The organism is Pseudomonas donghuensis (genome assembly GCF_000259195.1).
Taxonomy (GTDB): domain Bacteria; phylum Pseudomonadota; class Gammaproteobacteria; order Pseudomonadales; family Pseudomonadaceae; genus Aquipseudomonas; species Aquipseudomonas donghuensis.
Genome location: NZ_JH650765.1, coordinates 1 through 18,027 on the forward strand (window position 1 = coordinate 1; position 18,027 = coordinate 18,027).

The following is an 18,027-nucleotide window of genomic DNA, read 5'->3' on the forward strand; positions in this document are numbered from 1 at the left end:
GGATTCCATGAAGAACCATAAAAAAAGCCAACCCGAAGGTTGGCTTCTTCAACACGGTAGGAACGGGCTTGCCCCGCGATTACGATTTATCCGATCCAACGCAATCGCGGGACAAGCCCGCGCCTACCCACCCACCTTACGGGCGTGGTTTGTTGCGGGTGCTGCCCGGACGCTTGGGTGCCGGCTTGCCGCGCTTGTTCATGTCGCTTGGGCGCTCGGCCACCGTGCTGCTGCCACGGCCACTGTCCTTGCGCGGGGCTTCGCCACGCGGTTGGCGGGCTGGACGCTCCTCGCCCCGCGGCTGACGGGCAGGACGTTCGGCTTCACCACGGGGCTGACGTGCAGGGCGCTCACCAGCAGTGGCTGCATCCTGAGCCGGACGCAAGGTGCGCACGCGCTCGCCACGCCCCAAAGGACGGGTGGACTTGCGCTGCAGGCGCTCGAGCTTGTCCTTGGACTTGTGGTTCAACGCCGGCATGGCCACCGGAGTCAGGCCCACTTCAGCCGCGAGGATGTCGACTTCCTGCTGGCTCATTTCGCGCCAGCGGCCCATCGGCAGGTCGGAGTTGAGGAACACCGGACCGAAACGCACGCGCTTCAGGCGGCTGACCACCAGGCCCTGGGATTCCCACAGGCGACGTACTTCACGGTTACGGCCTTCCATCACCACGCAGTGGTACCAATGGTTGAAGCCTTCACCGCCAGGTGCTTCCTGGATGTCGGTGAAACGCGCCGGGCCGTCTTCGAGCACAACACCGGCCTTGAGGCGGGCAATCATGTCTTCGTCGACTTCACCACGCACACGCACCGCGTACTCACGGTCCATTTCATAGGACGGGTGCATCAGGCGGTTGGCCAGTTCACCGTCGGTGGTGAACATCAGCAGGCCGGTGGTGTTGATGTCGAGACGGCCGATGTTGATCCAGCGCCCTTCTTTCGGGCGTGGCAGGCGGTCGAACACGGTCGGACGGCCTTCCGGGTCGTCACGGGTGCAGATTTCGCCGTCGGGCTTGTTGTACATGATCACTCGGCGCACGGTTTCGGCGGCTTCTTCGCGCTTGATCAGGCGGCCGTCGACCGAAATCGCATCGTGCAGGTCGACGCGCTGGCCAAGGCTGGCATCGACGCCATTGACCTTGATCCGGCCCTGGCTGATCCAGGCCTCGACGTCACGGCGCGAGCCCACGCCGATACGGGCGAGCACTTTTTGCAGTTTCTCGCCTGATGGCGGCAATGGCTGGGCTTCTTGCAGGTCTTTTTCACTCATGCTGGGCACCTCCCGGTGTATTGACAAAAATCTGGTATGGCGGACAAGCGCCAAAAAGGGTCGCGAATCATACGCTGATCGCGGCGTGAACGCACCTGAGACTAGTCGAAATTGCAAAAGTTGCCGGGACTCTGCGCCCGAAGGCCGAGGTTACCGATGCGGCGCCTGCGGCTCGGTTTCCAACGGCTCGGCATCGAGGTCGAGCGGTGTTTCGTCGATCAAGTCATCGAAGTCGGTCTTGAGCCCTTCTTCCATGGCGTCCAGCTCGGTCAGCAAGCTGCGGAAGCTGGTTTCTTCCGGCGCCTCCTGCGGCTCGGCGCTGGCATCGGCCAGGGCCTGCAGGTGCGCCGGCACCGGCGCGTCGTCCAGTTCCAGCACAGGTTCCGGCGCAGGCTCCATCTCGCGCAATTCGGCCAAGGGCGGCAACTCGTCGAGGTTCTTCAGGTTGAAGTGGTCGAGAAAGGCCTTGGTGGTGGCGAACATCGCCGGTTTGCCGGGCACTTCACGGTAACCGACGATACGAATCCATTCGCGTTCGAGCAGGGTCTTGATGATGTTGGTATTGACCGCCACGCCGCGCACGTCTTCGATCTCGCCGCGGGTGATGGGCTGACGGTAGGCAATCAGCGCCATGGTCTCCAGCAGTGCCCGGGAGTAGCGCTGCGGGCGCTCTTCCCACAGCCGGCCGACCCAGGGCGCGTAGTCCTCGCGAATCTGCAGGCGGAAACCCGAGGCCACTTCCTTGAGCTCGAAGGCGCGGCCATTGCAGGATTTGCGCAGCACCTCCAGGGCCTTCTTGAACACCGCAGGCTCCGGGCGCTCAGCTTCCTCGAACAGCTCATACAGGCGCTCGAGGGATTGCGGTTTGCCCGAGGCCAGCAAAAAGGCCTCGAGCAGGGGCGCCAGGTCGCGCGGTTCATTCAGGTTCATGGGCTTGCTCAGTTGTTACTCGGCGCGGGCGCGGACATGGATCGGCGCAAAGGGCTCATTTTGCACCAGTTCGATCAAGGATTCCTTGACCAATTCGAGAATCGCCATGAAGGTCACCACCACCCCGAGCTTGCCCTCCTCGGCCGTGAACAACTCGACGAAGGGCACGAAACCGCCGCCCTTGAGACGTTCAAGCACTTCGCTCATGCGCTCGCGGGTCGACAGCGCCTCACGGCTGACCTGGTGGCTTTCGAACAGGTCGCCACGGCGCAGCACTTCGGCCATCGACACCAGCAGCTCTTCCAGGCTGACCTCGGGCAACAGTTTACGCACCTTGGCCTGTGGCGCGTCCAGCCGCGGCACGACGACTTCGCGGCCGACGCGGCTGAGGCCATCGATGCCTTCGGCGGCGGCCTTGAAGCGTTCGTACTCCTGCAGGCGACGGATCAGCTCGGCGCGCGGGTCGGCCTCTTCCTCCTCGACCTCGGCGGAACGCGGCAGCAACATCCGCGATTTGATCTCGGCGAGCATCGCCGCCATCACCAGGTACTCGGCGGCCAGCTCCAGGCGCACGGTCTTCATCAGCTCGACGTAGCCCATGTACTGGCGGGTGATTTCCGCCACCGGAATGTCGAGGATGTCGACGTTCTGCTTGCGGATCAGGTACAGCAGCAGGTCCAGTGGGCCCTCGAAGGCCTCCAGGAACACTTCCAGGGCATCCGGCGGGATGTACAGGTCCACCGGCATCTCGGTCATGGCTTCGCCATACACCAGCACCAGCGGCAGTTCCTGCTGGGCCCCTGCTTGCGGATCGATGCTCGGCTCGGTGATGGTCGCCTGGCTCACGCTTCGACCATGAACGGCGCAGGATCGCCACAGCCGACGCGGATCACTTCCGGCTCGTCACCGGCCAGGCTGATCACGGTCGAGGCCTTGAGGTCGCCAAAGCCGCCATCGATGATCAGGTCGACGTGATGCTCCAGGGCCTGACGGATCTCGTAGGGGTCGGTCATCGGCTCGTCTTCGCCGGGCATGATCAGGCTCACGCTCATCAGCGGCTCACCGAGTTCTTCGAGCAGGGCCAGGGCGATCGGGTTGGACGGCACACGCAGGCCGATGGTGCGGCGTTTTTCGTGCAGCAGCAGGCGCGGCACTTCACGGGTGGCGTTGAGGATGAAGGTGTACGGCCCCGGCACATGGGCCTTGAGTAGGCGAAAGGTGGCGGTATCGATCTTGGCGAACAGGCCCATCTGCGACAGGTCGCAGCAGATCAGCGTGAAGTTGTGGTTCTTGTCCAGCTGGCGCAGGCGGCGAACCCGTTCAACGGCGTTCTTGTCGCCGATCTGGCAGCCCATGGCGTAGGAGGAATCGGTGGGATAGACCACCACACCGCCCTTGCGAATGATTTCGACGGCCTGTTTGATCAAGCGCGGTTGCGGGTTTTCCGCATGAATCTGGAAAAACTGACTCACGTTCTCTTCCTGTTCAGACTGCCGCGATAGGCTGCTCATATTTGAATCGGCGCCACAGGGGTGGCAGGTCCTCTGGCAATGGCCGGTAGACACCGATCTCGCCCCAGGTGCCCGGGCCATGGAAATCACTGCCGGCACTGGCCAGCAGACCGAATTCACGGGCCAGGATCGACAGAGTGCCTACCTGTTCAGCCGGCATCATGCCGTTGACCACTTCCAGCGCCTGGCCGCCTGCTTGAATATAGTCGGCAATCAGCCGGCGGCGCTTGCTGCGGGTTAAATCGTAGTGCATCGGATGGGCCAGGCTGACCCAGGCATCGGACTGGCGCAGGGTCTGGACGGTGTCCTCCAGGGTTGGCCAATGCAGCTTCACATCGCCCAGCTTGCCGGCCCCCAGCCACTTGCGAAACGCCTCGGCGCGGTCTTTTACATAGCCTGCGCGCACCAGGTACTCGGCAAAATGCGGGCGCGCCGGGGCATTGCCGCTGTCGCCCAGCTCCTGCTGAATGGCCCGGGCACCCTCGAGCGCACCCTTCATGCCCTTGAGCGCCAACCGTCGGTCGATTTCTTCCGAACGCAGCCAGCGACCACGGTGCAGCGACTCGACCGCGGCCTGCAATGGCGCGGCGTCGAGCGGGAAGTTGTAGCCCAGCACGTGGATGGTCGCCCCGCCCCAGGTGCACGACAGCTCGATGCCGCTGACCCACTGCATCCCCAGCGCCTGGGTCGCGGCGCGCGCTTCGAGTTGGCCCTCGAGGGTGTCGTGATCGGTCAGTGAGAGCATCCGCACGCCGTGCTCATGGGCCCGGGCAACCAGTGCCGTTGGCGACAAGGCGCCGTCGGAGGCCGTACTGTGGCAGTGCAGATCAACATTCATAGGTGGCGCTTTCGCTGTCATTGATGTTTGTTATTATGCCGACACATCCTGCTTCTGGCTGCCACTGTGAAACAATTCATCGATTTCATCCCGCTGCTCCTGTTCTTCATCGTCTACAAGCTCGAACCGCGTGCCGTCGAATTCGCCGGGCACAGCGTCGAGCTCGGTGGCATCTACAGCGCCACGGCGATGCTGATCATCAGCTCGCTGGTGGTCTACGGCGCCCTGTTCATTCGCCAGCGCAAGCTGGAGAAGGGCCAGTGGCTGACCCTGGTCGCCTGCCTGGTATTCGGCGGCCTGACCCTGGCCTTTCACAGCGAAACCTTCCTCAAATGGAAGGCGCCGGTGGTCAACTGGCTGTTCGCCCTGGCCTTTGCCGGCAGCCACTTCATCGGTGACCGGGTGCTGATCAAGCGCATCATGGGCCACGCCCTGACCCTGCCGGAGCCGGTATGGACGCGCCTGAACATCGCCTGGATCGGCTTTTTCCTGTTCTGCGGCGCGGCCAACCTGTTCGTCGCCTTCACCTTCCAGAGCATCTGGGTCGACTTCAAGGTGTTCGGCAGCCTGGGCATGACCGTGCTGTTCCTGGTGGCCCAGGGCCTCTACCTGTCCCGTCACCTGCACGACAGCGACCCCAGCACCCCGCCTTCAACCCCTAAGCACGAGGAATGACATGCTTTACGCCATCATTGCCACAGACGTAGCCGATTCGCTGGAAAAACGCCTGGCCGCCCGCCCGGCGCACATCGAACGCCTGCTGCAGCTCAAGGAACAAGGCCGTGTGGTCCTGGCCGGCCCGCACCCGGCGATCGACAGCAACGACCCCGGCGCCGCTGGCTTCACCGGCAGCCTGATCGTCGCCGAGTTCGACTCGCTGAGCGCCGCCCAGGCCTGGGCCGATGCCGACCCGTACATTGCCGCTGGCGTCTACGCCAACGTCATCGTCAAGCCGTTCAAGCAAGTCCTGCCGTAATCCCCTGGGGCGGTGGCCGAGCAGGCACACCGCCCTTTGCAGCTTTCGCTGCGCAACTGCTCATTATTCTCGCCTGATGGCCGACAACCTCCTGAACCACTCAATGGAATCAGGAGTTCCGATGCGTCAAGGTCCGTTGTCCCTGCTGCTGTGCCTGTTGCTGCTGACCCCCTTCGCCCAGGCCGAAGAGCCCGCCGGCTCCAGCACCCCGTTGTCGCTCAGTGCCGGTAGCCAGATCACCGAGCTGCAACAGCGCCTGAAGGAAAGCGAGCGCTTGCGCGAAACCCTGGTCCAGCAACTGCACAACGCCGACAGCGAACGCGAAAGCGCCCAGCTCACCCGCCTGCGCCAGGAAAACCAGCGCCTGAAACTGGCGATCAAGGAATCACAGGCCAGCGCCGCACCGAAACTCATCACCGACCAGCAACAATGGTTTTTGATTGGTGGCGCAGTTGCCCTGTTTGCGGCACTCTGCGGTATCTTTGCCAGTGGCGGACACAGAAAGCGTCGGCAATGGTTGAATTGAGTGAGTCATGAGCGAGCTGTTACTGATTGATGATGACCAGGAACTCTGCGAGCTGCTCGGCAGCTGGCTGACCCAGGAAGGTTTCGTGGTACGTGCCTGCCACGATGGCCAGAGTGCCCGCCGGGCCCTGGCTGAACAAGCGCCGGCCGCCGTGGTGCTGGATGTGATGCTGCCCGACGGCAGCGGCCTGGAACTGCTCAAGCAACTGCGCAGTGAGCACACCGAATTGCCGGTGCTGATGCTCTCGGCCCGTGGAGAGCCGCTGGACCGCATTCTCGGCCTGGAACTGGGTGCCGACGATTACCTGGCCAAACCCTGCGATCCGCGCGAGCTCACCGCCCGTCTGCGCGCCGTGCTACGCCGCAGCCACCCGAGTGCGACGCCCAGCCAGGTGGAAATTGGCGACCTGTGCTTCAGCCCGGCCCGTGGCGTGGTCAGCATCGATGAGCACGAACTGACCCTGACCCTCTCCGAAAGCCGCATCCTCGAAGCCCTGCTACGCCAGCCCGGCGAGCCGCTGGACAAGCAGGAACTGGCACAGCTCGCCCTGGGCCGCAAATTGACCCTGTACGACCGCAGCCTGGACATGCATGTCAGCAACCTGCGCAAGAAGATCGGCCCGCACGCGGACGGGCGCCCGCGCATCGTTGCCCTGCGCAGCCGCGGTTACTACTACAGCCTGTAATGTCAGCACGGCGACCAGGCGTCTTTACTCAAGCTTTACCCTTGCCTGACCGCCACTGACCTTGATCTCTCTAGACTGGGTACATCCGGTAATCACCGGCCTCAAAAAGGAGAGTTACCATGCGCAAGACCCTTATCGCCCTGATGCTCGCTGCCGCCCTGCCTACCGTCGCCATGGCCATGCCTGATGCTGGCGGCCCTCCGCACGGGGAGCATCATAGCGAGCACCAAGGCGAGTACCACCGCGGTGGCGGCGAGCACCACCGCGGTGGAGCGCCTTTCGCCCAGCTGGACCTGAGCCGCGAACAGCGCCAGCAGATCGGCAAGCTAATGGGCGAGCAGATGAAGAGCCGCCACGAAATCACCCAGCGCTACCTGGAAAAACTCCCGGCCGCCGACCAGCAGGCCCTGAAAGATGAGCTCAAGGCCAAGCGAGACAAAACCCAGGCCGAGATTCGTGCCCTGCTCAAACCCGAACAGCAAAAGCAGTTCGACGAAATGAAGAAGAAGCAGGATGAACGCCGCGCCGAATGGGCCGAGTTCAAAGCCTGGAAAGCTGAAAAAGCCAAAAAGGCCCAGTAAGCTGTCAGTCGCCCGCCCGGCCTGCCCCAGCAGACCGGGCTTTTTCCGTTAGAGGTGTCTCTTTTGCGTTCATTGTTCTGGCGCATCCTGGCCAGTTTCTGGCTGGCCATCGCCCTGGTTGCCGGGCTGTCGATCCTGCTCGGCCACATGCTCAACCAGGACGCCTGGATTCTCAGTCGCCATCCAGGCCTCAGCACCCTGGCCAAGAACTGGACCCAACGCTATGAGCAGCAAGGGCCGGAACATGCCCAGCATTACCTGGAACACCGCAAGCGCCGCTACAACATCGACGTGCAGGTACTCAATGACAGTGGCGATGCCGTGGTACCTGGGACCTTCCCGCGCCGCGCCGCCGCTTTCGAAGCACGCCGCCACAATGACGAAAGGCACCTGCCGTGGCGACGCCTGACCGAGGAGTACACCAGCCCCGACAGCGGTGAGACCTACCTGTTTATCTACCGCATTCCGCACCCGGAGCTGGACGCCTGGCACCGCGACAGCCTGCTCTGGCCGCTGAGTGCGCTGGGGATTGCCTTGGTGGTGCTGACCCTGTTCAGCCTGCTGGTGACCCTGTCGATCACACGCCCCCTGAGCCGCCTGCGCGGCGCCGTGCATGACCTGGGGCAAACCGCCTACCAGCAGAACAGCCTGGCACGCCTGGCCAACCGCCGTGATGAGTTCGGCGTGCTGGCCAATGACTTCAACCGCATGGGGGCTCGGCTGCAGAGCCTGATCGGCAGCCAGCGCCAGCTGTTGCGCGATGTATCCCATGAACTGCGCTCGCCCCTGGCACGCCTGCGCATCGCCCTGGCCCTGGCCGAACGCGCCGGACCCGAGCAGCGCCAAGCCCTGTGGCCACGCCTGACCCGCGAGTGCGACCGTCTGGAAGCGCTGATCAGCGAGATTCTGGTGCTGGCCAGGGTCGACGCCGAACAAGCACGGGCTGAGCCGGTGGACCTCGATACGCTGTTGGCGTCGGTGCACAAGGACGCGCAACTGGGCGCGCCGGAGCAGGAGATCCAGCTGCAGCATGAAACCGGGCTGCACCTGCAAGGCTGGCCGACCCTGCTTGAGCGGGCGCTGGACAACCTGCTGCGCAATGCGGTGCGCTTCAATCCTGCCGGGCAGCCGATCGAAATCACCGGGGTACGGGATAACGACAGGATTGTACTGAGCGTGCGCGACCATGGCCCCGGCGTGGCCCAGGAGCATCTGGCGCAGCTGGGCGAACCGTTCTTCCGCGCGCCCGGGCAAAGCGCCGCGGGCCACGGCCTGGGGCTGGCCATTGCGCGCAAGGCGGCGGAGCGCCATGGCGGCAACCTGAGCCTGGGCAATCACCCGGAAGGCGGGTTTGTGGCCAGGCTGGAATTGCCGCTAGTCGGGCCGGGCAAGGCTTGAGAATGCCGGGGCTACTGCGCAGCCCATCGCTGGCAAAGCCAGCTCCCACAGGTCCGGTGCACACAGGTCCACTGTGGGAGCCGGCCTTGCCGGCGATAGGGGCGGCACAGCCCCTACAAAAACTTACCCCCAGGCACTGACGAAGTCAGCGGTCGCCAGCACCGGCGCGGTGCGCGGCTCATGCTGCGGCGTACCCAGGTACAGGAAGGCGATGATCTCTTCGTTATCCGCCAGCCCCAGCCCTTTGGCCACATGCTTGCTGTACGACAGCTCACCGGTGCGCCACACCGCACCGATACCCTGGGCATGGGCGGCCAGCAGAATGCCATGGGCCGCACAACCGGCCGCCAGGCGCTGCTCGGACTGCGGCACCTTGAAATGATCCTGCAGGCGCGCGACCACAACCACCAGCAACGGTGCCCGCAAGGGCATGGCCCGGGCCTTGTCGAGGGCCGCATCGCTGGCGTCACCGTTGAGTTTCACCGCGTCGGCCAGCAACTGGCCAAGCTTGAAGCGCGCCTCGCCCTCGACCGTCAGAAAGCGCCAGGGCCGCAACTGGCCGTGGTCCGGCGCACGCAGGGCGGCCCGAAACAGCGCCTCGCGTTGTGCGGCATTAGGTGCCGGGTCCATCAGACGTGGAACCGAAACACGGTTGAGCAATGCGTCGAGAGCCTCCATTGGCTACCCCTTGTGAATAAATGTCAGGCTATTCTAGCGTTTACTTAAAAAGGTCCATAGGTAGAATGGCGCCCTTCCGTTTCGAGTCAGAGCAGATCACATGGCGTTGCCGACCTTAAGGATCATTGGTTTCATCATCGGCATCTTCCTGATCACCCTGGCGATCAGCATGGTCGTGCCCATGGCCACCCTGGTGATCTTCGATCGCACGGGCGACCTGCCGTCGTTCCTCTGGGCCAGCATGATCACCTTTGTTGCCGGCCTTGCCCTGGTCATCCAGGGCCGCCCCGAGCACGTGCACCTGCGCCCCCGCGACATGTACCTGCTGACGGTCAGCAGCTGGCTGGTGGTGTGCATCTTCGCTGCCCTGCCGTTCTTGCTGACCCAGCACATCAGCTACACCGATGCCTTTTTCGAAAGCATGTCCGGTATCACCGCCACCGGCGCTACCGTCCTTAGCGGCCTCGACAGCATGTCGCCAGGCATCCTGATGTGGCGCTCGCTGCTGCACTGGCTCGGCGGTATCGGCTTTATCGCCATGGCCGTGGCGATCCTGCCGCTGCTGCGTATTGGTGGCATGCGCCTGTTCCAGACCGAGTCCTCGGACCGCTCGGAAAAGGTCATGCCGCGCTCGCACATGGTCGCCAAGTCGATCGTGCTGGTGTACATCGGCATCACCACCCTCGGCGCCCTGGCGTTCTGGCTGGCCGGCATGAACGTCTTCGATGCGATCAACCATGCCATGTCGGCGATTTCCACCGGTGGCTTCTCCACCTCCGACCAGTCCCTGGCCAAATGGGACATGCCGGCGGTGCACTGGGTCGCGGTGGTGGTGATGATTCTTGGCAGCTTGCCGTTCGCCCTGTACGTGGCGACCATCCGCGGCAACCGCAAGGCACTGATCAAGGACCAACAGGTGCAGGGGCTGCTGGCCATGTTGCTGGCCACCTGGCTGGTGCTGGGCACCTGGTACTGGGCCACCACCGACCTGCACTGGCTCGATGCCCTGCGTCACGTGGCGCTGAACGTGACCTCGGTAGTGACCACCACCGGTTTTGCCCTGGGCGACTACAGCCTGTGGGGCAACTTCTCGCTGATGCTGTTCTTCTACCTGGGCTTTGTCGGTGGCTGCTCGGGCTCGACCGCCGGCGGGATCAAGATCTTCCGCTTCCAGGTCGCCTACATCCTGCTCAAGGCCAACCTGAACCAGCTGATTCACCCTCGGGCGGTGATCAAGCAGAAGTACAACGGTCACCGTCTCGATGAAGAGATCGTGCGTTCGATCCTGACGTTCTCGTTCTTCTTCGCCATCACCATCTGCGTCATCGCCCTGGCCTTGTCGCTGCTGGGCGTCGATTGGATGACGGCGCTGACCGGTGCCGCCAGCACCGTATCGGGCGTTGGCCCGGGCCTTGGGGAAACCATAGGCCCGGCGGGCAACTTCGCCACCCTCCCGGATGCGGCAAAGTGGATCCTGGCCTTCGGCATGCTCCTTGGCCGCCTGGAAATCATTACGGTGCTGGTGCTATGTATGCCGGCGTTCTGGCGTCACTGACCGATCCATTCTCCAGCGGGGCTGTCGCAGCCCCGCTCAAACGCGCCCGGTACTCGCCTGGCGTGGCGTTGAACCAACGGCGAAATGCCCTGAAGAAATTGCTCGGGTCGGCAAAACCCAACAGGTAGGCGGCTTCCAGCAGGGTCATGTTGGGTTGCGCCAGGTACTGCTCGGCAAGCTCCCGACGGGTATCGTCCAGCAACGTCTGAAAACTCGTACCCTCTTCCTGCAAGCGCCGCTGCAAGGTGCGCTGCGACAAGTGCAGGGCCTGGGCGATGGTTTCACGCTTGGGCTCGCCCTGGGGCAGCACCCGGCACAGCACCTGGCGTGCACGGTGGGTGACGCGGCTTTCCGAGAAACGCGCCAGGTACTCGCCGGCAAAACGGTCGTGCAGCACGGCCATGGCTTCATTGGCGGTTGGCAGCGGCGCCTCCATGTCGGCGCGCTCGAACACCAGCGCATCGTGCGGCGCGCTGAATTCCAGCGGGGCATGGAAGGCAGTCTTGTAAGGTGTCAGGTCCTTGGGCTGCAACCCCTGGATCAGCACCCGGCGCGGCTGGATCACCCGCCCGCTGAGCCAGCTGCACAGCGACAGCGCGCAGGCCAGCGAGGCTTCGGCGCTATGCCGGGTAGGCGGCAGGTGATCGCCATGGACGGTAAGAATCAGCGCATAACCATCGGGCTGCAGACGAAAACTCAAGTCGGAGCTTTCAGCGATGATCCGCTGATAGCGCACCAGCCGCTCGAAACCTTCGGCCAGGGTGCGGCTCGACATCAGCGCGTAACCGACCACATGAAAGGACGCCGGGCGTACCACCCGCGCCATGTTCAGGCCGATCGCCTGGTTGCCGGAAAGATCGACCGCCAGTTGCCAGAGGCGGGTCATGGAATCCTGGGTGAAACGTGCGTCGGGGTCGTCGAGCGAAGCGAAATCCAGGCCAAGTTGCTTGAACATGGCACGGCAATCGAGCCCTTCCAGTTCGAGTGCCTTGACGATCCCTGATGCCCAGCTTGCTGAAGTGGTTCTTTCGCTCATGGCTGGCTTCTTTTCTTACCGGCAAGCCGCTCCTGCGGCGAACTCAAAGGATACTCAATTGGCGCCTATTGTCACTGCTCTGTCGTGTTACTCACTCTAGACTCAGATCAGGCTCCACGCCGTGTATCTTCGTCAGGTCGAGAAGCCTCTGGAGCAATGTCGTGAACAGCCCTCAGCAGTTTCGCAGTTTTGCCGAGTTCTACCCTTACTACCTGAGCGAGCACAGCAACCCGATGTGCCGCCGCCTGCATTTCGTCGGCACCAGCCTGGTCATCGCCGTGCTCGCCTTTGCCGTGGGCAGCGGCAGCTGGCGGTCGCTGCTGGCCTTGCCCTTTGCCGGTTACGGCTTTGCCTGGGCCGGGCACTACTTCTTCGAGAAAAACCGCCCGGCCACCTTCACACACCCGCTGTACAGCCTGATCGGCGATTTCGCCATGTACCGCGACATGTTGCGCGGCAAGATCAGCTTCTGATTTCGGCCCGCAAGGCCAGAAACCCGTCCCGCGCGGCCACTGTCCCGACCAGCGGTGCGGGTAGAGTGCCTTGAAACACCGCGTCTCGGAGCGCCGATGAATCAGCAGGCTCGTTTCATTCACATGCAGGACGGTACCGAACAGGACTGGGCAATCATTGCCGATGACTTTCGGGCCTATGCCAGCCAACTGGCCAACCGCATCCTGGCGCACTTGCGCCTGCTCGATGGCGACTTTGGCGGCTTTCCCATCGACCGCCTGAGCCATTCGCTACAGACCGCCACCCGCGCCTGGCGCGACGGGCGTGACGAGGAGTACGTGGTCTGCGCGCTGCTGCACGACATCGGCGATACCCTGGGCAGCTACAACCACCCGGATATCGCCGCCGCCATCCTCAAGCCCTTCATCAGCCCGGAAAACCTATGGATGGTGGAGAAGCACGGGATCTTTCAGGGCTACTACTTTTTCCACCACCTGGGCATGGACCGGCACCTGCGCGAGCAATTCCAGGACCATCCGCAGTACCAGCAAACCATCGAATTCTGCGCCCGCTACGATGCGGCGGCCTTCGATCCGGCCTACGACAACCTGCCCTTGAGCTTTTTCGAGCCCATGCTGCAGCGCCTGTTCGCCCACCCTCGGCAGTCAATCTACAGAGCTGCGCTACAGCAGCCCGCCGCCGCCACCGCCTGAGTCAACCAGCGCCGCAAGCCCGGCTTGGCGCCGGGCGGCTTCGGCCTGGGCATCGGCCAGGCGATAGAGCTCGATGCTGCCATCCCAGTGCTCGATCAGCGCCGAGCACGACTCGACCCAATCGCCACAGTTGAGGTAATCCACCTCGCCGACCTTGCGGATCTCGGCATGGTGGATATGCCCACACACCACACCGTGGAAACCGCGCTTGACGCATTCATGAGCGATGGCCTCCTCAAAGTCGCTGATGAAGCTGACGGCGGTCTTGACCTTGTGCTTCAGGTACGCCGACAACGACCAGTAGCCGTAGCCATAGCGGGCACGCCAATGGTTGAGCCAGCGGTTGAGGGTCAGGGTGAACTCGTAGGCCGAATCGCCCAGAAACGCCAGCCAGCGGTGATAGCGGGTGATCACGTCGAACTGGTCGCCATGAATCACCAGCAGGCGCCGGCCATCGGCCGTCAGGTGCTCAGCCTGGTCGACCAGCTGGATATTGCCCAGCACCAGTTTGGAGTAGCGGCGCAGGAACTCGTCATGGTTGCCGGTGACGTAGATCACTTCGGTGCCACGCTTGCTCATGGTCAGCAAGCGGCGGATCACGTTGGTGTGCGCCTGGGGCCAGTACATGCCGCTGCGCAGCTTCCAGCCATCGATGATGTCGCCGACCAGGTAGATGCGGTCGGCCTGATAGCCCTTGAGAAACTGCGACAGGTGCTCGGCCTGGCAATCCCGGGTGCCCAGGTGCACGTCCGATATCCACAAGGTGCGTACGCGCTGTTTGCGCGAGGGTCTGGCAAGCTCGGCACGGGTCATCGGCAGGCTCCGGGAAGGTTTGCGCCAGCTTGCCAAGCGGTGGTTAATCGAAAGTGACCATCAAGTGTCGATCTGATGACATGCCCGCCCCGCCGCTCAGCCTGTACACTGCGGCGATTGCCGGAGGACCTTTCGATGAGCAGCGGCCCGATTCTTTCCCTGCGCCATTATCGCCACGACCTGATCGCCCATAGCCACGAACACCCGCAATTGGTGTTCGGCCTGCGCGGGCGCCTGGAGTTCGAGGTTGAAGGCCGCGGTGCGCGGCTTGATCGCCAGGACCTGATGGTGGTCCCGGCCGGCAGCCACCACACCTGCGGCAGTGCCGCCGGCAGTGATTGCCTGGTGCTGGATATCCCCGCCGACGATTGGCTGAGCCAGCGCCTGGGCGCGCACCTGGATGCCAGTCAACGCCTGCTGGAGCGGGCCGGGTCATTGAACCTGGACCATCGCCAGCAGCAACTGGTGGACTGGCTGGCGGCAAGCCCGATCAACGACCCGCTCATTGCCCAGCAGGGCGCGGTATTGCTGCTGGCCAGCCTGAGCAGCAGCGCGGCACCGACAACGGCGACACCGTCACTGCCGTACGCCCGCTTCGACGCCCATATCGAGCAGAACGCTGCCTACCCGCTGCAGGTAGCCGACCTGGCGCGCCTGGCCGGGCTGTCCAGCGCGCGCCTGCATGCGCGGTTCATGGCCGAATGCGGGGTCACGCCCATGGACTATGTGCGCCAGCGCCGCCTGCTGCGTGCACGCCAGTTGCTGCGCAACACCCAGTTGCCGATCGGCGAGATCGCCTGCCAGGTCGGCTACAGCTCGCAAAGCGCCTTTGCCGCCGCCATGCTCAAGGCCTTTGGCCGCTCCCCCGGCGCCTTGCGGCGAGACTCTGAAGACAATTGACGCGAGGACCGCGACAGACAGTGGCAGCGACCGGCTCGTAAACTGACGCCGCTGCCCTGCCCTACCACAAGGACCACCATGAACCACCGCACTGCCCTCGGCGCCCTGCACATTGGCGCATTGTTCTTCGGCCTGACCGGCGTGTTCGGCAAACTGGCCAGCGCCGCGCCTGCGATCATCGTCTTCGGCCGCGCCGCCTTTGCCGTGCTGGCCCTGGGGGTGTTCGCAGGCGTCGCCCGCCAGGCCTGGCAACCCCTGCAGGCGCGGGACTGGCAACGTCTGGCGCTGGGTGGCGTATTGCTCGCCGGGCACTGGGTGAGTTTTTTCATCGCAGTAAAAGTTGCCGGCGTCGCCATCGCCACCCTGGGCTTTGCCAGCTTTCCGGCCTTTACCGTGATCCTTGAAGGGCTGCTGTTTCGCGAACGCATCCGCAGCAACGAGATCATCCTGGTGCTGCTGGTGAGCATCGGCCTGGTGCTGGTGACCCCGGACTTCGACCTGGCCAGCCAGGCCACTGGCGGTCTGCTCTGGGCCCTGCTTTCAGGCCTGTTGTTTGCGCTGCTGTCGCTGACCAACCGCGCCGGTTCCGGGCGCATCCCGGCGGTGCAGGCAGCACTGTGCCAGAACGCCGTGGTCGCCTTGTGCCTGCTGCCAGCTGCGGCGCCCGCGCTGGGCGCCGTCAGCGCCATGGACTGGCTGTGGATCGGCCTGCTCGGGGTATTCTGCACCGGCGTGGCCCACAGCCTGTTCGTCGCCAGCCTGGCGGTGATCAAAGCGCGCACCGCCGCCGTAGTGTTTGCCCTGGAGCCGGTCTACGGCATCGCCATGGCCTGGGTCATCTTTGCCGAAACCCCGACCTTGCGCATGTTGCTCGGTGGCGTGCTGATCATCCTCGCGATCGTTGTTTCCAGCCGTCTGGCGGCCAGCAACCCACCAGCCAAGACCGTGGCCGTAGAGGGTTAAGGATCAGGGCCGGTCGCTGTGACCGAGGTCGCGCTGCGGATCGATCTGGTCGCGCACGCGCTGCTTGAGCACCTTGGCTTCGGGGAAGCCGCCATCAGCCTTGCGCTCCCAGATCTGCACACCATCGCAGGTGATCCGGAAGGTGCCGCCCGTGGCAGGCTCAAGGGCCACCCGGGCCAAGTCATCGCTGAAGGTGCTCAACAGTTCCTGGGCCAGCCAGGCGGCGCGCAGCAGCCATTGGCATTGGGTGCAGTAGGTAATGACAATTTCCGCTTTAGGCGTGGACATACACTGAACGTCTCCTGACAGGTGGGCATGCTTATACTAGCGGTCTTTAGCCTTCGCTCCGAGAGCCATGATGCACCGCCTGCTGTTATCCCTGCTGCTGTTGTTCGTTTCCCTCCCGCTGCTGGCAGCCGAAGCGCCCCGACCGAAAGTCGGCCTGGTACTCTCCGGCGGTGCTGCCCGTGGCCTGGCGCATATCGGTGTGCTCAAGGCCCTGGAAGAACAGGGCATCAAGGTCGATGCCATTGCCGGCACCAGCATGGGTGCGGTGGTGGGCGGCCTGTACGCCTCCGGCTACAAGGTCGAGGAGCTGGAAAAACTGGCGCTGGGCATCGACTGGCAACAGGCGCTGTCCGACGCTCCGCCGCGCAAGGACGTGCCGTTCCGGCGCAAACAGGATGACCGCGACTTCCTCGTCAAACAAAAGCTGAGCTTTCGCGACGACGGCAGCCTGGGCCTGCCACTGGGGGTGATCCAGGGCCAGAACCTGGCGCTGCTGCTGGAAAGCATGCTCGCCCACACCAGCGACACCCGCGACTTCGACAAGCTGCCGATCCCCTTTCGCGCCGTGGCCACCGACATCGCCAGCGGCGAGAAAGTGGTATTCCGCCGTGGCCACCTGCCCCAGGTGATTCGCGCCAGCATGTCGATCCCGGCGGTATTCGCCCCGGTCGAGCTCGATGGCCGGCTGCTGGTCGATGGCGGCATGGTCGACAACATCCCGCTGGACGTTGCCCGCGAAATGGGCGTGGATGTAGCCATCGTCGTCGATATCGGTACCCCGCTGCGCAGCCGCAAGCAACTGACGACCGTGGTCGATGTCCTCAACCAGTCGATCACCCTGATGACCCGGCGCAACTCCGAGGAGCAACTGGCGGCCCTGCACCGCGACGACATCCTCATCCAGCCACCGCTGTCGAGCTTTGGCGTCACCGATTTCGGCCGCGCCCAGGACATGATCGACGTCGGCTACCGCGCGGCCCGCGCCCTGGATGCACGCCTGGCGGTGCTCAAGCGCCCGCCAACTACCGATGGTGAGCTGCTGGCCGCCCGTTCACCGAGCCAGCGCACCCCGGTGATCACCGCCATCCGCATCGAGAACGACTCGAAAGTCAGCGACGACGTAATCCGCTACTACATTCGCCAACCCATCGGCGAGCCGCTGGAACTGGGCCGCCTGCAGACCGACATGGGCACCCTCTACGGCCTGGACTACTTCGACCGGGTGCAATACCGGGTGGTGCACAAGGGTAACGACAACACCCTGGTGATCAACGCCCGTGGCCGCCGCGGCGGCACCGACTACCTGCGCCTGGGCCTGAACCTGTCGGACGACATGCGCGGCGACAGCGCCTTCAATATCGGCGCCAGCTACCGGGTCAATGGCATCAACACGCTCGGCGCCGAATGGCTGACCCGCGCCCAGATCGGCGACCAGCAGGAGCTTTACAGCGAGTTCTATCAGCCGCTGGACGCTGGTTCGCGTTACTTCATCGCCCCATACATCGACCTGGGCTCGCAGAACATCGAGGCCACCCTGGACGACGACCCGATTGCCGAGTACCGCCTGGAACGCTACGGCTTCGGCCTCAACCTGGGGCGCCAGATCGGCAACAACGGTGAAGTGCGTTTCGGCGTTGGCCAGGCCTGGGGCCAAGCCGAGGTGCGCATCGGCGACCAGGACCTGCCCAAGGTCAACTTCAACGAAGGCTTCTATGAGCTCAAGTATTCGTTCGACACCCTCGACAACGTCTACTTCCCCCATAGCGGCGAAGACATCAACCTGACCCTGCGCCAATACGACCCGAACCTGGGCTCGGACCAACGTTACCGGCAGTGGGATTTCAATCTGGACAAAGCCATGAGCAGCGGCCCCAACACCTGGGTGGTGGGTGGCCGTTACGGCAGGGGCCCGGGTG

21 protein-coding genes are annotated in these 18,027 nt (G+C 63.9%); 12 read left to right on the forward strand and 9 right to left on the reverse strand.

Annotated features, from left to right (window positions below; translation table 11 throughout):
• Window positions 1-136: 136 nt before the first annotated feature.
• From rluB to UW3_RS0113510, 5 genes are all read right to left on the reverse strand, one after another.
• Window positions 137-1,267 carry a 23S rRNA pseudouridine(2605) synthase RluB gene (gene rluB, locus UW3_RS0113490; RefSeq protein ID WP_010223021.1) on the reverse strand — a complete coding sequence of 377 codons (1,131 nt, stop codon included), beginning with the start codon at window positions 1,265-1,267 and terminating at the stop codon, window positions 137-139.
• Between the two features lie 150 nt (window positions 1,268-1,417).
• Window positions 1,418-2,197, reverse strand: a complete 780-nt coding sequence (gene scpB, locus UW3_RS0113495) for an SMC-Scp complex subunit ScpB (protein WP_010223022.1) — start codon at window positions 2,195-2,197, stop codon at window positions 1,418-1,420.
• A gap of 15 nt (window positions 2,198-2,212) precedes the next feature.
• Window positions 2,213-2,911 (reverse strand): segregation and condensation protein A, encoded by a 699-nt coding sequence (locus UW3_RS0113500; protein ID WP_162471132.1) that lies wholly within the window; start codon window positions 2,909-2,911, stop codon window positions 2,213-2,215.
• 128 nt (window positions 2,912-3,039) lie between these two features.
• Window positions 3,040-3,669: an L-threonylcarbamoyladenylate synthase gene (locus tag UW3_RS0113505; RefSeq protein WP_010223024.1), complete on the reverse strand. Its 630-nt coding sequence runs from the start codon at window positions 3,667-3,669 to the stop codon at window positions 3,040-3,042.
• 13 nt (window positions 3,670-3,682) lie between these two features.
• Entirely contained in the window at window positions 3,683-4,546 is an 864-nt protein-coding gene (locus UW3_RS0113510; protein ID WP_010223025.1) for a PHP domain-containing protein, read from the reverse strand.
• Between the two features lie 66 nt (window positions 4,547-4,612).
• Here UW3_RS0113510 and UW3_RS0113515 point away from each other — a divergent pair, with 66 nt between their 5' ends.
• From UW3_RS0113515 to UW3_RS0113540, 6 genes are all read left to right on the forward strand, one after another.
• Entirely contained in the window at window positions 4,613-5,221 is a 609-nt protein-coding gene (locus tag UW3_RS0113515; RefSeq protein ID WP_010223026.1) for a septation protein A, read from the forward strand.
• 1 nt (window position 5,222) lies between these two features.
• The gene (locus tag UW3_RS0113520; protein WP_010223027.1) at window positions 5,223-5,522 is read left to right on the forward strand and encodes a YciI family protein; all 300 of its coding nucleotides are present in this window, start codon (window positions 5,223-5,225) and stop codon (window positions 5,520-5,522) included.
• Window positions 5,523-5,643: 121 nt separating this feature from the next.
• Window positions 5,644-6,048 carry an SH3 domain-containing protein gene (locus UW3_RS0113525; protein ID WP_010223028.1) on the forward strand — a complete coding sequence of 135 codons (405 nt, stop codon included), beginning with the start codon at window positions 5,644-5,646 and terminating at the stop codon, window positions 6,046-6,048.
• Window positions 6,049-6,055: 7 nt separating this feature from the next.
• The gene (locus tag UW3_RS0113530) at window positions 6,056-6,733 is read left to right on the forward strand and encodes a response regulator transcription factor (protein ID WP_010223029.1); all 678 of its coding nucleotides are present in this window, start codon (window positions 6,056-6,058) and stop codon (window positions 6,731-6,733) included.
• Between the two features lie 119 nt (window positions 6,734-6,852).
• Window positions 6,853-7,314 carry a Spy/CpxP family protein refolding chaperone gene (locus UW3_RS0113535; protein ID WP_010223030.1) on the forward strand — a complete coding sequence of 154 codons (462 nt, stop codon included), beginning with the start codon at window positions 6,853-6,855 and terminating at the stop codon, window positions 7,312-7,314.
• Window positions 7,315-7,377: 63 nt separating this feature from the next.
• A complete protein-coding gene (locus UW3_RS0113540; protein ID WP_010223031.1) occupies window positions 7,378-8,712 on the forward strand; it encodes a sensor histidine kinase in 1,335 nt (444 codons plus the stop codon).
• A gap of 123 nt (window positions 8,713-8,835) precedes the next feature.
• On the opposite strand, the gene UW3_RS0113545 is transcribed toward UW3_RS0113540, so the two are convergent.
• Window positions 8,836-9,390, reverse strand: coding sequence for an NAD(P)H nitroreductase (locus UW3_RS0113545; protein WP_010223032.1), 555 nt, complete (start codon window positions 9,388-9,390; stop codon window positions 8,836-8,838).
• 100 nt (window positions 9,391-9,490) lie between these two features.
• Between UW3_RS0113545 and UW3_RS0113550 the strand changes: the two genes are divergently transcribed.
• Window positions 9,491-10,945 carry a TrkH family potassium uptake protein gene (locus tag UW3_RS0113550; protein WP_010223033.1) on the forward strand — a complete coding sequence of 485 codons (1,455 nt, stop codon included), beginning with the start codon at window positions 9,491-9,493 and terminating at the stop codon, window positions 10,943-10,945.
• Here UW3_RS0113550 and UW3_RS0113555 read toward each other — a convergent pair.
• Window positions 10,902-11,981, reverse strand: coding sequence for an AraC family transcriptional regulator (locus tag UW3_RS0113555; RefSeq protein ID WP_010223034.1), 1,080 nt, complete (start codon window positions 11,979-11,981; stop codon window positions 10,902-10,904). The two genes, UW3_RS0113550 and UW3_RS0113555, sit on opposite strands and share 44 nt — an antisense overlap.
• 161 nt (window positions 11,982-12,142) lie before the next feature.
• Here UW3_RS0113555 and UW3_RS0113560 point away from each other — a divergent pair, with 161 nt between their 5' ends.
• Both UW3_RS0113560 and UW3_RS0113565 read left to right on the forward strand, forming a co-directional pair.
• Window positions 12,143-12,454 carry an Mpo1-like protein gene (locus tag UW3_RS0113560; RefSeq protein WP_010223035.1) on the forward strand — a complete coding sequence of 104 codons (312 nt, stop codon included), beginning with the start codon at window positions 12,143-12,145 and terminating at the stop codon, window positions 12,452-12,454.
• 96 nt (window positions 12,455-12,550) lie between these two features.
• On the forward strand, window positions 12,551-13,147 hold the full coding sequence (locus UW3_RS0113565) for an HD domain-containing protein (protein ID WP_010223036.1): 597 nt from the start codon (window positions 12,551-12,553) through the stop codon (window positions 13,145-13,147).
• Here UW3_RS0113565 and UW3_RS0113570 read toward each other — a convergent pair.
• Window positions 13,118-13,960, reverse strand: a complete 843-nt coding sequence (locus tag UW3_RS0113570) for a UDP-2,3-diacylglucosamine diphosphatase (protein WP_010223037.1) — start codon at window positions 13,958-13,960, stop codon at window positions 13,118-13,120. The two genes, UW3_RS0113565 and UW3_RS0113570, sit on opposite strands and share 30 nt — an antisense overlap.
• A 135-nt stretch (window positions 13,961-14,095) precedes the next feature.
• Here UW3_RS0113570 and UW3_RS0113575 point away from each other — a divergent pair, with 135 nt between their 5' ends.
• Window positions 14,096-14,860: an AraC family transcriptional regulator gene (locus UW3_RS0113575; RefSeq protein ID WP_010223038.1), complete on the forward strand. Its 765-nt coding sequence runs from the start codon at window positions 14,096-14,098 to the stop codon at window positions 14,858-14,860.
• A 78-nt stretch (window positions 14,861-14,938) separates the two neighbouring features.
• Window positions 14,939-15,823 carry a DMT family transporter gene (locus UW3_RS0113580; RefSeq protein WP_010223039.1) on the forward strand — a complete coding sequence of 295 codons (885 nt, stop codon included), beginning with the start codon at window positions 14,939-14,941 and terminating at the stop codon, window positions 15,821-15,823.
• A 3-nt stretch (window positions 15,824-15,826) separates the two neighbouring features.
• Here the strand turns inward: UW3_RS0113580 and UW3_RS0113585 are convergent, their stop codons facing one another.
• Window positions 15,827-16,111: an Rdx family protein gene (locus UW3_RS0113585; RefSeq protein WP_010223040.1), complete on the reverse strand. Its 285-nt coding sequence runs from the start codon at window positions 16,109-16,111 to the stop codon at window positions 15,827-15,829.
• A gap of 70 nt (window positions 16,112-16,181) precedes the next feature.
• Between UW3_RS0113585 and UW3_RS26955 the strand changes: the two genes are divergently transcribed.
• Window positions 16,182-18,027, forward strand: a 1,846-nt coding sequence (locus UW3_RS26955; protein WP_237716753.1) for a patatin-like phospholipase family protein, incomplete at its 3' end; no start/stop codon positions are given.

Coding starts and splice junctions, on each gene's coding strand:
- UW3_RS0113575 (WP_010223038.1), top strand. CDS start 14,096: ATGAGCAGCGGCCCGATTCTTTCCCTGCGCCATTATCGCCACGACCTG.
- UW3_RS0113565 (WP_010223036.1), top strand. CDS start 12,551: ATGAATCAGCAGGCTCGTTTCATTCACATGCAGGACGGTACCGAACAG.
- UW3_RS0113585 (WP_010223040.1), bottom strand. CDS start 16,111: ATGTCCACGCCTAAAGCGGAAATTGTCATTACCTACTGCACCCAATGC.
- UW3_RS0113525 (WP_010223028.1), top strand. CDS start 5,644: ATGCGTCAAGGTCCGTTGTCCCTGCTGCTGTGCCTGTTGCTGCTGACC.
- UW3_RS0113555 (WP_010223034.1), bottom strand. CDS start 11,981: ATGAGCGAAAGAACCACTTCAGCAAGCTGGGCATCAGGGATCGTCAAG.
- rluB (WP_010223021.1), bottom strand. CDS start 1,267: ATGAGTGAAAAAGACCTGCAAGAAGCCCAGCCATTGCCGCCATCAGGC.
- scpB (WP_010223022.1), bottom strand. CDS start 2,197: ATGAACCTGAATGAACCGCGCGACCTGGCGCCCCTGCTCGAGGCCTTT.
- UW3_RS0113550 (WP_010223033.1), top strand. CDS start 9,491: ATGGCGTTGCCGACCTTAAGGATCATTGGTTTCATCATCGGCATCTTC.
- UW3_RS0113535 (WP_010223030.1), top strand. CDS start 6,853: ATGCGCAAGACCCTTATCGCCCTGATGCTCGCTGCCGCCCTGCCTACC.
- UW3_RS0113545 (WP_010223032.1), bottom strand. CDS start 9,390: ATGGAGGCTCTCGACGCATTGCTCAACCGTGTTTCGGTTCCACGTCTG.
- UW3_RS0113570 (WP_010223037.1), bottom strand. CDS start 13,960: ATGACCCGTGCCGAGCTTGCCAGACCCTCGCGCAAACAGCGCGTACGC.
- UW3_RS0113520 (WP_010223027.1), top strand. CDS start 5,223: ATGCTTTACGCCATCATTGCCACAGACGTAGCCGATTCGCTGGAAAAA.
- UW3_RS0113530 (WP_010223029.1), top strand. CDS start 6,056: ATGAGCGAGCTGTTACTGATTGATGATGACCAGGAACTCTGCGAGCTG.
- UW3_RS0113510 (WP_010223025.1), bottom strand. CDS start 4,546: ATGAATGTTGATCTGCACTGCCACAGTACGGCCTCCGACGGCGCCTTG.
- UW3_RS0113580 (WP_010223039.1), top strand. CDS start 14,939: ATGAACCACCGCACTGCCCTCGGCGCCCTGCACATTGGCGCATTGTTC.